The organism is Paenibacillus sp. J31R109 (genome assembly GCF_059692055.1).
Window position 1 is genome coordinate 59724 of the sequence record NZ_JCAUAR010000007.1, and the last position, 13704, is coordinate 73427.

A 13704-nucleotide genomic window follows, 5' to 3' on the forward strand; every position below is an offset into this window, starting at 1 on the left:
GGGGCTAGCGTTATGGAGTCTTCACAGATTGTTATTGAAGCGGATGGTTTAATTAAAAACTATGGAACCTTCCAAGCTGTGCGAGGGGTTAATTTTCAAGTTTTTCAAGGCGAGGTATTTGGCTTGCTCGGTCCTAATGGTGCTGGGAAAACGACTACGATGGAGATGATCGAAGGGCTGCGGAAGCCTGACGGCGGTCGTGCGATTGTAGCAGGTTTTGATACGCAGAAGGATTTGAGCAAGGTGAAGGAAGTCATCGGTGTGCAATTGCAATCCACTTCCCTATTCGAGTTGTTGACGGTTGAGGAAATTATGCGCATGTATGCCAGCTTCTACCCGAGCTCGGTTCCGATTAAGCCGCTGTTAGAAGATATGACGTTGACGGACAAAAAAAATGGTCGAGTCAAGCATTTATCTGGTGGGCAAAAGCAGAGACTTGCCATTGGGCTTGCCCTTCTAAATGATCCTAAAGTTATTTTTTTGGACGAACCGACAACCGGGCTGGACCCGACAGCAAGACGAACACTATGGGAGATTATTCTAAAGCTGAAGGAGCGAGGCAAGACGATTGTGCTCTCCACGCATTATATGGAAGAAGCGCACGTGCTTTGCGATCGTATTTGTTTAATGGATCAAGGGAAAGTGGTTGCGCTGGATACGCCGCGTAATCTAGTGAGCAGCTTGCAGTCGGACAGCGCGATCGAATTCAGCCTTCAAGACTTGGCAGAAACGGATAAGGCCTCGGTCCTTCAGGAGCTGCACAAGGTTCGTGAAGTCAAGGGAATCGATGTGCGGAAGGATGTGTTCGTCCTCTACACAGATAAGCTGCAGGAATCATTGATTGATCTAATCGAAAAAAGCGCGGGCGGTCGCTGGCAATTGACAAACTTGCAGACGCGTACAGCTACGTTGGAAGATGTGTTTATTTCCATGACCGGAAGGAGTTTGAAAGAGGAATGAATGCTTATATCCAATTAACGTTAAGTCAGCTTCGTTTTTTTGTGCGCAACCGACAAGTACTCATATTCACTTTGTTCATGCCGTTATTCTTTATGATTATGCTTGGCTCCTTTCTGGGCAAGGGAAATGAAATCATCGTTGATGGCGTCGTTATTGACCAAGATCAGAGTGCGGAATCTAGGATCATGGTTGAGGCACTTCAGACGAATAGCATTCTGAAGCTGAAGTCGTCGGATGACATGGATAAGTCATTAGAGCAGCTGAAGCACGGTGATCAGAAGCTCGTTGTGATTATTCAGAAAAATTACGGTGAGGCTGTAGCCAAAAAAGGAGCAGATAGCTCCAAGGCAAGCTTCTTGCAAGTCTATTATGATCAGACGAACCAACAGAGTGCACAGATTGGTCTTCAAACGATCAGTCAGGTGGCAGATACGGTTTCCAAGCAAATTTCTAACTACATTCCGGTCGTAAAAATTGAACCTGTTGGCGTGCAGGCATTGCAGCTCCGTTATATCGATTTCTTGGTGCCGGGCATTTTGGCGATGATGATTATGACCAACAACTTAAACGGCGTCTCGGGGCAAATTGCTTCCTGGCGGGAGCGTGGTGTGTTGCGACGGATGCAAAGTACGCCGTTGACATCGTCCACCTTCATTGCCGCACAGATTACCGCACGCCTTATCATGAACACAGCACAAGCCCTGATCGTGTTGCTTGTCGGTGCTTTAATTTTTGGGACACAAGTGAACGGCTCATGGTGGCTGCTCTTGTTATTTATCGTCATGGGTACATTGACGTTCATGTCCATCGGTTTTATTATCGCTGGCGTGGCCAAAACCCCAGAGAGCGTCGGTCCGATCTCCGGGCTGATCTCATTCCCGCTGATGTTCTTAGGCGGCGTGTTTTTCGCTGTATCCAGCATGCCAGAGTTCTTGCAGCCGATCGTGAAATCGATCCCGATTACCCAGCTCAGTACAGCTCTCCGACAAATTATGAACGTGGGTGCAGGTATCGGAGATCTGTGGCAGGAAGGTCTTATGTTAGCCGTCTGGTTGGTCGTATCGTTCATCGTGGCTACGTTCACATTTAAGTGGGAGTAGTGCTAGTTTGTAAGCTATGAGTCTTCTAGAAGTAGAAAGCCCAACCTCTGCAAGGGAGAGATTGGGCTTATTGTAATAGGAATATAGGCAAGATTAATCTAGTAGCCTATTCATTCTCCTATTTTAAACACGTATATCCAGATTTCCGCCCAAATTCGGCTGTACAGAACGTTCTAACATTTGAATCATTTGCTGGCTTTGATCGGTAAACTGATCCTTGGCCATTTTCATAACACTGATCCCTACAGCTTGGGATAGATTATTGTGAGCAAGAATGACTGATGCAGCTGAAATGTCCATGAGGTCCCTCCTTGTAATTGTGAGTATCCAACATTTGTTATATCGGTATATCAGTTAGTAATGCTTAGGACAAAAAAGCCCAACCCTCCTGGGCTGGGCCTTCTCTCACAAAAACCGTCGATGATGTTTCTTCCCATCAAAGCTAAACAATACCGGCTTATCCTCTACTACTGTATGCATATGAATGGTCTTGCCCCACAGTTTATAGATATATGGCAGCGTCCGTTCGACATATTTCAAATCAAGCTCGACACCTTCGAAGGCGTGCTTCAAATACAACTCGCCGTTACGCTGGTAATCCCCATCTTCCACGACAATGTAAGGGAAGCCGCCATTCACTCTGGAATAAATCAGCTGATCGCGTGTATTTTCCCACGTTTTATCTGTGATTTTCCACTCAGGCCCTTTCTTCTCAAACACATACAGGTCTAATTCTTCCACCAGCGGTTTATTCAAATAGTTACGGATAAACGAGGTATCAGACTCGTATTCCCGCACTTCAAAAATCTTCTTCCTGCCTTGACCAGGCGTTCGCCCGAATTTGCGAATTTCTTCATCTGTCGGCGCATCCCAGCGCTTTTCGATGTCCTCAAATATTTTGACGCCTAAATAATAAGGATTCAGCGAGTGGCGAGAAGGAACGACGACAGAGGAGTTCAGTTTGGAGTATTCAATCGTTTCTTCCTCGGTCAAATCCATTTCACGCAGGATGTGTTGGTGCCAGTAGGAAGCCCAGCCTTCGTTCATGATTTTGGTTTCGAGTTGCGGCCAGAAGTAGAGCATCTCATCACGCAGCATAGTCAGGATATCCCGCTGCCAGTCTTCCATGTAAGGAGCATGTTCCTCTATAAAAAGAAGAATATCTTTCTCCGGCTTTGGTGGAAAACGCTTTGTATCTTCTTTATCCAAGTTGACGGTAGCTTTGTTTCGACTATCTAAGTCCCATAAATCTTCATAGCCATAGGTGGCTTCGCCTCGCACCGCTGGTGTAGCTGCTTTATTATTCTCTTGGCGCTTGCGAGACTGACCATAGGTTAGCGTTAGTACGGGGTCAATATGCTCTTGGATGGCGAGAACGGCATCTATGAATTGTTCGACCTCATCGATGCCATGCTCAATTTCATATTGGCGGATGCGTTCGGCTGTGGCTGACATGCTTTCCACCATATTCCGATTCGTTTTGGAGAAGCGAGCATTATTTTTGAAAAAGTCGCAGTGAGCCAACACGTGCGCAACGATCAGTTTATTTTGAATTAATGAATTTCCGTCCAAAAGGAAGGCATAACAGGGGTCAGAGTTAATGACCAATTCGTAAATTTTACTAAGTCCAAAATCGTACTGAGTCTTCATGCGATGAAAATTTTTACCAAAGCTCCAGTGACTATATCGCGTTGGCATCCCATAAGCACCGAAGGTGTAGATGATTTCTGCTGGACAAATTTCGTACCGCATCGGAAAGAAGTCGAGCCCAAAGCCTTTGGCAATCTCGTTAATTTCATCAATGGCATATTCCAACTTCTGGATTTCGGATTTACTCACTTGGCAGGCACTCCTTCCTGTTTGGTGAAGAAGGTTTTTAACGCTTTATAGACTTCACCTTTTTCACGGATGACATAATGCAGGAATTTAGGGTTGTTAATATGACGGAAGGCCGACATCAGCGTTGAGCTGCGGTTGTATTGATTCACTTCCCCGTAACCGAACATGTTCGAACGTTCCATCAACTGCGTAATCAGCTTCACACAGCGTTCGTTATCGGAAGTTAAATTATCGCCGTCTGAGAAGTGGAAGGGGTAAATATTAAACTGAGAAGGGGGGTACCTTTTATCAATAATATCAATGGCTGTTTGGTAAGCCGAGGAGCAGATCGTGCCCCCGCTCTCGCCTTTGGTGAAGAACTCTTCCTCTGTCACCTCTTTCGCCTCGGTATGATGCGCGATGAACACAATCTCAACGTTCTCATACTTTGTGCGCAAGAAGCGAGTCATCCAGAAAAAGAAGCTGCGGGCTATGTACTTCTCAAAGGAGCCCATGGAACCAGAGGTATCCATCATGGCAATAATAAGCGCATTGGAGTGAGGCTTTTCGATCTCTTCCCATGTTTTGAAACGCAGATCATCTGGTGAAATGTGATGAATACCGGGCGCGCTGCCTCGTGAATTGCGACGCATATTTTCAAGAATCGTCCGCTTCTTATCGATATTGGACATGATCCCTTTTTTACGAATATCGTTGAAAATAACTTCGGTCGACGTCATGTTCCGCTTATCTTTTTGCTGCAGATTCGGAAGTTCCAACTCGGAGAACAGCATGGCTTGCAGTTCCTCCATACTGACTTCGGCTTCGTAGTAATCATCGCCGGCTTGATCGCCCGCGCCTTCGCCTTTGCCTGGCCCCTGTGCAGGCTGCGGGTCTGTTCCTAGAACATCGCCTACCTGTGAATCACCGTCGCCTTGACCGACATGCTTGCCTTTGTTGAAGTTATAGCGGAAGCGGTATTCGTCCAAACTTTTTATCGGTACCTTCACGACTTGTTTTCCATTGGACATGACAATGCTTTCGTCTGTGACGAGATCCGGAAGGTTCTGTTTAATCGCATCTTTGACCTTCTCTTGATGTCTGGTTTGATCTTGGTATCCTTTGCGGTGGAGTGACCAATCCTCTTTGGAAACGATAAATAAGGGCTCTGTCATGGGGACACCTCCTTGGCGTTTATGATAAGCGGCAGCGCTAATCAGACATAGGGAAATAAAGCTTGTTATTAAATATATTCAAGTGTGCGGGGGATATGTGGTGGAATTATAAGTTTAAGTGGTTTGTGGTTAGTGTGAAGTTGATGTTAAATGGTTAGCCGTTTAATTACTTATTACCTTGTATTTATGCTATGATTAACACACAAGGCTAAACTTAGATAACTGGTGGCGATAATAATGGAAAAAGTTACTAGCTCGGAAGAGCTTATGGAAACCATCATTAATATGAATAGTGAGCATTCAGTTCGTCAATTTCATATCCCTGGAAAAGGAAAGTTTACGGTGGTGCTTCAAGAAGAAGATCATCTTTCCATTAGTTCTGAAGTTATAGCTAATCCAGAACTAAAACGAATGATCAATGAAAGCCGTGAAGAATATAAACAGGGCAAAGGTATGACTACTGCGGAACTTTTGAAATCATTGTCACCTAAGGATTTTAAGTGATGAATACACGCTCAATCATATGAACGAGCAAATAGATGATATTTTCACAATTGTTGCACTTATATTTCCTGGCGAAAAATAAATTAATTATTAGAAATAGTCTGCTTGGTATCCCGAGATTTACTAAGGGAATCAAGCAGATTTTTTAGTTATGCCTTTTCTCTCGCGGTCACACATCGGAGATCAAGCAGACTTTTTTCTTATTTCTGGAATCCGTCGAAGAGCAATGGTTTGAACGATCACAATGAGTTATGATGTAAGGTGGAATATATTCTTATACAGGAGTAAGCGTTTATGAATCCCAATACGATCATTCGTACCTTTTTGCAAAAAGTAAAGAAAGCCAAAATCTCTCTTCATGAATTAGAAGATTTATTTCAAGATCAGCCATGTACCTATGAACAATTTGCTCAGTCGGTACTCGAACTTGAAAATGAAGGAATCATTAAAATGGTACAGAGCCAAGGAAGAACGGCTAAACCGCCATCCCTTGCCTATCAATATAGCGTGCAGAAGAATCGTTTAAAAGTAGATACACACAAGAATATCCATCAGACCAGACTGCATCTGCATCCTGATATTCAATTGGATGCCTACTATTCGTTAGGAACGGAAATGTGGGAGCGAGACAAGCCTTACATTGAAATGATCGACACCTATTTGAAGGAGAATAGGCTTCCAACTACCCCAGTACCCGCGCCGGGACGAAGCTTCGAGCTAGTTGCAGATGAGAAATGGATCACTGAGAAGCAGGGGAAGGAGCTGCTGACCCGAATCGGTTTATGGGATAAGCTTCTTATTATTCATGTAGAGGACCCCTTGATGTTTGCTGTGAATCCCTATAGTTTAACGAGTGAGGTTCATAGGCATCTAATCGTTGAAAATAAAACGACGTATCAAGCGCTGCTGCAGGCATTGCCAGATGTCCCGTTTGCTACACTCATTTTTGGCGGTGGTTATCGCATAACGCGAAGTATTGAACTGTTGCCGCTACAGCTTCCACTCAAAGATGCTTCGCATGAATTCCACTATTTTGGGGATATCGATAGAGAAGGCATTCATATTTGGCATCTACTTCATAAGCGGGTGCTTGCACTTTTTAGCAAACCGGCTAATCTGGCCTTTCCCTTTTACAGAGCATGTTTGAACCGAGCGTTTGCAGATGGAAAAGAGTACCAACGTGGCAAGGGCCAGTCGTTGCAAGATTTCCTGTCCAATTTTATGGTGGAGGAACAGAAAATTATTGACCACTGTCTAGCAGAGGGCGGCTATTATCCCCAAGAAATATTAGATACACAAGAGCTTTGCAAGATTTGGAGGCACACGGCATGGACTACGTAGAAATTGGTCAGGTGATTTCCGGGTTTCGGGAACGGATGACCAAGCTGGCACTTTTTGACCCGCTCTATGAGCTGCAGAGAAAGCGGCAAACAGATCGACAAAACAAACCGATTGATTTTATGGAACTTGGACTTTTAACATTACTTTACTTCTTTGAGCAAAAGCTGATGCGAAATAACAAGGCTGGCGTCAAGGACCTGGCCGAGTTTCTTTTGAAAGTAACGGGGGTCTTCATTGATTTAGATGAAGCTGAATTCGAGGATCTGGCGAGGCAGATCACGCAAGTGTTTCGTCCCACGACAGGGAAGAAGCGCGATTTTACATTTATGAACTGGGAATCTGGCCAGAAGGAACATATTTACATATCGATTCTGAAAGCGAATGCCTTCGACTTAAAAACGAATACGCAGTACTACACGCTCGACGAAGATGGGTTGGAGCTTATTTTTGCGACCAAGGAATTTTATACCGAATTTCAATTGTCTATTCATCAATTGGTATTGCGCAAACAGCTGGAGAAGGGTGAGTTCGAAGGTGCCTTGCGTCAAATTAATGAAATGCGGATCGATGTGGAAGCTCTGCAGGAGCGGATGGTCAAACTTGAGCATGAGTTAAAAAGAAACATTGTATCTGAGGAAACATTCGGACGATACAAAGGTCTGCTGGAAGATATATACTTGCGATTGCAAATGGAAAATGACGAGTTTGAAGAATTACGACAATTCGTGAAAGAGACCAAGGATCGTGTTCATGCTCAGACCGTTAGACAAGTGGATCAACGACCTTATGAGTTAATTTTACGAATATCCAATGAACTCGAAAAGGTGCATGGCGAGCATTCTGCTCTTTTTCACCAGAGTATGGTGCTGAAATCACATGCCTTAGGCGCAGCGCAAGAATCCTTGTATTATACGGGACTGGATTCCTTTAATTTTGATCAGGATATTGCTTCGCTTATCTTTAGTACACCGCTGCCTTTAGAGACGATGAAAGGTGTTATTGCCCCATTTTTACCTGTACAAGAGACGAAGATGTGGTCACTGTTGACGGTGTGGTCCGAGCAAAACTTGCTGGAAGACAGCACCGGACAGGAGCGGGATGATACGTTTCTGGAAATTGGCGGAGACAGCGACGAATACCGGTACCAGACGATGCAGAGAAAGTTGTACAAGCATCTGATGGAGCTCCTTTTGCAGATGATGGAAGAGCAGAGACAAGTTGAAGTGAAACTTTTCATTGCATGGTTAGAAATGAATGAAGATACAAGATTGCTGAGCGAGCGAGCGTTTTATGATTTTTGGATTTATCTGCATCAGCGAAGCCCCTTACAGGCAGTGGATATGGATCAGCAGCAGAATGAAGAGCAGGCGACGTTACTGGAAGATATGTATGCGCTACTCGGAAACCGCTGTTTGGTCGTAATTGAACAAGGGGACATCATTCAGGTGAATGACAGGTTTAGCATACAGAATATGTTGATTTCATGGGGAGAACAGGATGACAATCGGACTTGATAATGGAACAGTAATGAAAGCTTTTCGAATTTACACGTTGCTCGCTCGCGATAACGAAGTGGGGAAAGAGTGGCTTCAAGCCTACATGGCGGATGACGTGGTACGCGGACTTGTGGATCAATTTGCCCGAGAAGTGGATTGCGTAACGATCATTGCAGGCGAACAACTATATATGATTCCGGAGACAAGGCTATCGCCTTTTCATATGAATAATGAAGTAATTAAACGCACTTATCTGAGAGCGAACGCGGTGAATGCCGATCTTTATCTCATGTATGTCAGCATTATTGTGCTCATTGGTGCTTTCTATGACAGTTACCAAACCATGGAGCCGACGAGAAGTTTTATCGGGATTGAAGAGTGGACTGCGCTTGTGAATGAGCGAATTGCCTTATTACGTACACATCCGGAAGCAGAATTAAAAGAAATGGAGAAGGAATTCTCCTATAACTGGACAGCCTTAATCGAAAAATGGAGTGCTATGGACGATATTAAAGAAACGGCCGCGAAGCAAAGCGGGAATACGATCAGCCGGGTCAGCTTTATGGACTCTGTCCGCAAATTTCTGATCGCGCAAGAACTGGTAATCGATATTGGTAATCAAGAGATTACATTAACTGAAAAGGCCAAAGTCGTTGTGCAGCGGTATTTCATGGAGTTGGAGTATAACCGCGGTATTTTGGAGTTTTTATATCAAAGTAATACGTTCGAGGGGGAGGGGAGCGAACATGCCAGCGATCTCTAGAATTCGGTTTACGAATGTCGTCTACGAGGACGGAAATAAGCGTTACAACGATGAATTGTTTCATTTCGATGGGCATAACGGCGCGATTCTGCTCGAAAATGGGGGAGGCAAGACGGTTTTCATCCAGTCAGCTATGCAAGCTATCCTTCCGCATGAGGAGCTAGCTGGGCGTAAAATCAAAGATACGTTAAGTCTCGAAAATGGTCCTGCGCACATCGCGATTGAGTGGATATTAAGTGAAAGGCCACGACGCTATGTTGTGACCTGTATCAGTTTATTTTTGACAGCTACTGGGATTGATTCGTATCGATATGTGTATGACTATCCAGTGCTTGATCCCGACGCCATTGATCGGATTCCTTTTGTAAAGGAAAGTGCCGGGCATCTTCGTGCAGCGGATAAAGGCGAAATTCATGATTATTACCACGGAATGACGGCGAAAAGAATGAATGCGAAGATGCCTTCAACGATGAAAGAATACCGCAAAATATTGGAAAATGATTACCATATTATCGCGTCCGAGTGGGAACGAATTGCGAAGATCAATAGCTCGGAGGGCGGGGTCGAGAGCTTTTTTGACGAATGCAAAACGACGGGCCAGTTGTTTGATCGCTTGTTAATCCCGACAGTAGAAGATGCCATGGCTGGTTATGAACAAGGCGAGTTCGCGAATAATTTTGAAATGCATAGGGATAGCTTCAAAAAATATAAAGAATTAAAAGAAAAGATTGAAGAAAACAAAAAAATCCTGGTGGAATTGGACCAGTATGTGCTTCGCTATGCCACGATGGATACGAAGCAGATGGCATATGCAACTGCACAATCTGAAACGAAGGCGTATTGGCTGCTCGTTGGTGGGCAGAAGAATGAGGAAACCGCTAAGCTCTCACGGTGGCATCAGCTGATGGCAGCATGCGAGGAGCAAATGCAAGGACTCGCTCGTAAGAAGGAATCGCTGCATATTGCGAAGCAAGTGCAGGAGCAATCTGTCTTGGAAACGAAGCTCAAATTGGTTGAGGATGACGTAGAGTTCAAAGAACAACTTGTCCGAAGTGCGAAAGAGAGCTACTATTCGTTGCGTTTGGCCGATTACAGGCAGCAGTGGACTTCTGCCGAGGAGCGCATGAACTATGTGCAGCGCGAACTTGACCAATTCGGTCAAACGCAAGAAGAGGATGTACTGCGGGAAGCGTGGACCCAGAATGGCGGGCAAATTCGCAGTATTTATAGCAAGATGGAGCGGGAGTGGCAGGCTGAAGAAGAGAAACTCAGTCTGGAAGTAACTGCGCATCAGAATAGATTGAATCTAGAGGAAACGATTTTGAATGAACTCTCAAGTGAACTAGAGCTGTTAAACAAGCAGCTCATTGAACATAGATCCCTTGTGCAAGCACGAGAAAGAGATAAAGATGAGTTGAGAGCTAATGTTTTGGCCAATCCTGCCGCCGAGAGCGTGGAAGACAGTATGGTTGACTGGATTCAGCGTTATCAGAAGTTGGATGAGGGCAATGTGGGGTTGGTACAGAAGAATAAAGATTTGGCATTCGCTAAAGCGGAAAATGAAAGACAACTGGCAGGTGTGAGTGAAAGCCTCAAGACCGCCTTTGTAGACTGTGCTAGTGCAGAGCATAAGCTTGCCTCATTTGAAAAAGAGCAGCAATACATGCTGGAACAAATTGCTTCGTACAGGTCTTCATGGGGAAGACTCACGTCTGTTTATGAGAAGCAGAGTTCGATTGAAGAACGGCTTAGTGAGGATACGGCAAAGCTGTTGATGGACAAGGAAGCTTACTTGCAGAAAGAGCGTCTTGCGTTCCGATATATCGATGATTATAGCGCTCAGTCTATATTTTTTGCCGATGACTATGTGGCGGGTTTGATGGAGAAGTGGAAAAACCAGTTCACCTTATTGGAGACAGGTATTTACTATTTACAGAGTTTAAAGTTAACGGAGCGCGCGTTGACTCATCCCTTGTGGTCCGTAACCTTGATTACGACTGAAAGCGAGGTTGGGTTAGTCACAAGTAAGCTGCGGCAGTATGCGGAAGATATGCAGTTTCCGATTCAAGTGATCTCCTCCCAAGAAGCGGCACGTCTGGTCAATAGTGAAACACCGGCTGCAACGGAGAGCAGCACGTGGGTTGAACCGCGACATTGGCGTGATAATGCGGAGGACGCGGAATTCGTCATCTGGAAGCAAGCGATCTCCATGAAAGGAGAAGAAGTTCGGACAGCACGCCAAGAAAAAGAACGTGATCTGCAGCGTACTTCTGAGCTTCAAGCTGCTTTTAGTCGATTCCTTCTGGCATATCCGCTTGAAACTAAGCAAGAATTGGAGCGGCGAGTAGGACTCACTCGCGACTCCGTTCGTGAGCTAGAGAGCCAAGAAGATGCCATCAAGAAATCCATTCGTCAGGCAGAGATGATGATTCAGCAGCATAATGCTGTTGTAGATGAGCAGAAAGAAGAGATGGTCCAGCTTGGGCAGTGGATCGAAAAAGGGCGGAAGTACATCGAGCTGGGCAAAGAAATTGTCACGTTGAACGGGGCAATCGATCAGCTTGCCCAGCAGTCTGACGATCAGCAGCATAAGCTGGAGGGCAGACGACGCTCGATGGAGCAGGCGAAGCTGCAGAGCGAATTGGTGAGAGGCAGAATGAACGTTTTGAAGACGGAGAAAGCGAGTCTGCAAAGCCAAGACCTGTACATTGAATTAAGTGATGTACAGCCCATAGAGGCAAATCATAGCTTAGATTGGCTGAAAACAGAGCGAAAAGATTTGCATCTCAAGCTCAATCATATCTCCCAAGGACGCCAGCAGCTGGAAGCGGAATTGAAGCATGCTCAGACGAGCAGAACAACGTTGGAGCGGGAGATGAACAAGCTTCGTTTAGAACAAGCGGACCTGAACTTGAACGAGGAACTCGCTTTCTCTGTGACGGGTGAAGATCAGATGTCACAGCTCATGTCCGAGCTGAAGGAACACGAGTCACGGCTGATGCGCGATAAGGAAGAATTGGTTCGGATTAATAAACAATGTAATGAAATTACAGCGAGAATTAAATTACTTGTTGAGCAGTATCGTGATACCCATAAGGGTGAACGGCCGCTGGCATTCTCAGAGTCGCTAAGCACAGTGGATGTACACGTCCAAAGTGAGGATATGCGTCTACAACAGATGAAATTGGGCTTGCAGCAGCAACATACGCAAATCCAGGCGCAATTAAGTAAAATCGGAGACGTGATCGATTACTTAAATCAATACAAAATTTTGCATGGGTTTGAGAATCCACTCATTCAGGCAGCCTTAATCACACCGGAGCAGAAAGCGGAGTTTCCGAATGACAGACTGAAATGGGTACAGAAATCTGTAGCCTCACTTACCGGTTTAATGAAAGAACTGGAAGCAGAAGAGTCGACGGTGAAAAAGGCCAGACTTCATTTCATCGATTTTTGCCGGAAACAAATTAAGGATGTCAAGATGAGAGATATGGCTGAGCAAGGGGTCGAGAACAAAGACAACTATCTCGAACTAACGCATTTTCAGCATAAAATGCACAGTCGCATTGAACGCGTCAATCATGTCGCGGAAGAGACGATGCGCACGCACAACCAGCAGCTCGAACAGTATATCATTCATGTGCACAGCCATTTGAAGCTGATTGCGTCTGAACTTCGAGATATTCCGAATAAAACGAGAGTCAAGGTCGAGGATCAGTGGAAACATATTTTCTCGTTTCTCATTCCTGAATGGGATGAACTGGAAGCGAAGGATTATCTGCGTAAGCATCTGGAATGGGTTTTAACCGAACTGGAAAAAGGTCATTACCGCGATGAAAACGATCAAGAAGTGAAATCAACGGTTCGCAAGGAACTTGAAAAATGGCTGGATACCAAGCAGCTTCTGCAGATTGTTCTGCAGGAAAAAGTGATGAAAGTCTCCTGCCGTAAAGTAACCAATGAGAATAATGTAACGAAAGCCTCGTTCTCATGGGAACAGTCGAACAATTGGTCTGGCGGGGAAAAATGGAGCAAGAATATGACGTTATTCTTAGGACTGCTCAACTATGTCGCTGAGAAACGCCAACATATTCAAGCGAACATGAAGCGGCATCGTACCGTAATCCTAGATAATCCCTTCGGTAAAGCATCGAGTGACCATGTGTTAAGTCCCGTATTTTTTATCGCGGAACAGCTTGGCTTTCAGATCATCGCACTGACTGCGCATGCGGAAGGCAAATTCCTCAAGGACTATTTCCCTGTTGTCTTTAGCTGTAGGCTCAGACAGGCGGCTAATGGCAGCAAACAGGTTATGACCAAAGAAAAGGAAATTAATCAAGCTTATTTCCGTGATCATGCGCCGTTTTCGCTGGAAAGACTAGGGGACGTTAAGCAGATGGAATTGTTTATTTAAGACATTTTTATAATTGAACCACAGATAGTCTGCTTCATCTTCCGAGGTTGTGCGTCGGAGATCAAGCAGGCTTTTTGTTACGTCTGAAATTCTCGTAGAACCAAGAGGATCATCTCATCATGGCAATATGAAA

General features: G+C 45.0%; 10 protein-coding genes. 7 read left to right on the forward strand and 3 right to left on the reverse strand.

Going from position 1 to position 13704, the window contains the following annotated elements:
• The first annotated feature begins 12 nt into the window (after positions 1 to 12).
• Complete coding sequence (locus AC58QT_RS18890; protein ID WP_497410370.1) at positions 13 to 960, forward strand: ABC transporter ATP-binding protein; 948 nt, start codon at positions 13 to 15, stop codon at positions 958 to 960.
• The gene (locus AC58QT_RS18895) at positions 957 to 2060 is read left to right on the forward strand and encodes an ABC transporter permease (RefSeq protein WP_497410371.1); all 1104 of its coding nucleotides are present in this window, start codon (positions 957 to 959) and stop codon (positions 2058 to 2060) included. Before AC58QT_RS18890 ends, AC58QT_RS18895 begins: the two co-directional genes overlap by 4 nt.
• Positions 2061 to 2183: 123 nt before the next feature.
• On the opposite strand, the gene AC58QT_RS18900 is transcribed toward AC58QT_RS18895, so the two are convergent.
• The 3 genes from AC58QT_RS18900 to yhbH all read right to left on the reverse strand — a co-directional run bounded on the left by AC58QT_RS18900 (position 2184) and on the right by yhbH (position 5053).
• A complete protein-coding gene (locus tag AC58QT_RS18900; RefSeq protein WP_310500517.1) occupies positions 2184 to 2360 on the reverse strand; it encodes a YjfB family protein in 177 nt (58 codons plus the stop codon).
• A gap of 105 nt (positions 2361 to 2465) precedes the next feature.
• Complete coding sequence (locus tag AC58QT_RS18905) at positions 2466 to 3899, reverse strand: SpoVR family protein (RefSeq protein ID WP_497410372.1); 1434 nt, start codon at positions 3897 to 3899, stop codon at positions 2466 to 2468.
• Positions 3896 to 5053: a sporulation protein YhbH gene (gene yhbH / locus AC58QT_RS18910; RefSeq protein ID WP_310500515.1), complete on the reverse strand. Its 1158-nt coding sequence runs from the start codon at positions 5051 to 5053 to the stop codon at positions 3896 to 3898. The genes AC58QT_RS18905 and yhbH overlap by 4 nt, the downstream gene beginning before the upstream one ends.
• Positions 5054 to 5290: 237 nt before the next feature.
• Here yhbH and AC58QT_RS18915 point away from each other — a divergent pair, with 237 nt between their 5' ends.
• From AC58QT_RS18915 to AC58QT_RS18935, 5 genes are all read left to right on the forward strand, one after another.
• Positions 5291 to 5557: a hypothetical protein gene (locus tag AC58QT_RS18915; protein ID WP_497410373.1), complete on the forward strand. Its 267-nt coding sequence runs from the start codon at positions 5291 to 5293 to the stop codon at positions 5555 to 5557.
• Between the two features lie 294 nt (positions 5558 to 5851).
• Positions 5852 to 6898 carry a Wadjet anti-phage system protein JetD domain-containing protein gene (locus tag AC58QT_RS18920; protein WP_497410374.1) on the forward strand — a complete coding sequence of 349 codons (1047 nt, stop codon included), beginning with the start codon at positions 5852 to 5854 and terminating at the stop codon, positions 6896 to 6898.
• The gene (locus AC58QT_RS18925; protein ID WP_497410375.1) at positions 6886 to 8412 is read left to right on the forward strand and encodes a replicative DNA helicase; all 1527 of its coding nucleotides are present in this window, start codon (positions 6886 to 6888) and stop codon (positions 8410 to 8412) included. Before AC58QT_RS18920 ends, AC58QT_RS18925 begins: the two co-directional genes overlap by 13 nt.
• A complete protein-coding gene (locus tag AC58QT_RS18930) occupies positions 8396 to 9157 on the forward strand; it encodes a DUF6063 family protein (protein WP_497410376.1) in 762 nt (253 codons plus the stop codon). Before AC58QT_RS18925 ends, AC58QT_RS18930 begins: the two co-directional genes overlap by 17 nt.
• Entirely contained in the window at positions 9141 to 13571 is a 4431-nt protein-coding gene (locus AC58QT_RS18935; RefSeq protein ID WP_497410377.1) for a coiled-coil domain-containing protein, read from the forward strand. The genes AC58QT_RS18930 and AC58QT_RS18935 overlap by 17 nt, the downstream gene beginning before the upstream one ends.
• Positions 13572 to 13704: the final 133 nt, after the last annotated feature.

Bases quoted from the DNA above. Each gene is read 5' to 3' on its own strand.
- AC58QT_RS18895 (WP_497410371.1), top strand. From the start codon at position 957: ATGAATGCTTATATCCAATTAACGTTAAGTCAGCTTCGTTTTTTTGTG.
- AC58QT_RS18930 (WP_497410376.1), top strand. From the start codon at position 8,396: ATGACAATCGGACTTGATAATGGAACAGTAATGAAAGCTTTTCGAATT.
- yhbH (WP_310500515.1), bottom strand. From the start codon at position 5,053: ATGACAGAGCCCTTATTTATCGTTTCCAAAGAGGATTGGTCACTCCAC.
- AC58QT_RS18920 (WP_497410374.1), top strand. From the start codon at position 5,852: ATGAATCCCAATACGATCATTCGTACCTTTTTGCAAAAAGTAAAGAAA.
- AC58QT_RS18900 (WP_310500517.1), bottom strand. From the start codon at position 2,360: ATGGACATTTCAGCTGCATCAGTCATTCTTGCTCACAATAATCTATCC.
- AC58QT_RS18890 (WP_497410370.1), top strand. From the start codon at position 13: ATGGAGTCTTCACAGATTGTTATTGAAGCGGATGGTTTAATTAAAAAC.
- AC58QT_RS18935 (WP_497410377.1), top strand. From the start codon at position 9,141: ATGCCAGCGATCTCTAGAATTCGGTTTACGAATGTCGTCTACGAGGAC.
- AC58QT_RS18925 (WP_497410375.1), top strand. From the start codon at position 6,886: ATGGACTACGTAGAAATTGGTCAGGTGATTTCCGGGTTTCGGGAACGG.
- AC58QT_RS18915 (WP_497410373.1), top strand. From the start codon at position 5,291: ATGGAAAAAGTTACTAGCTCGGAAGAGCTTATGGAAACCATCATTAAT.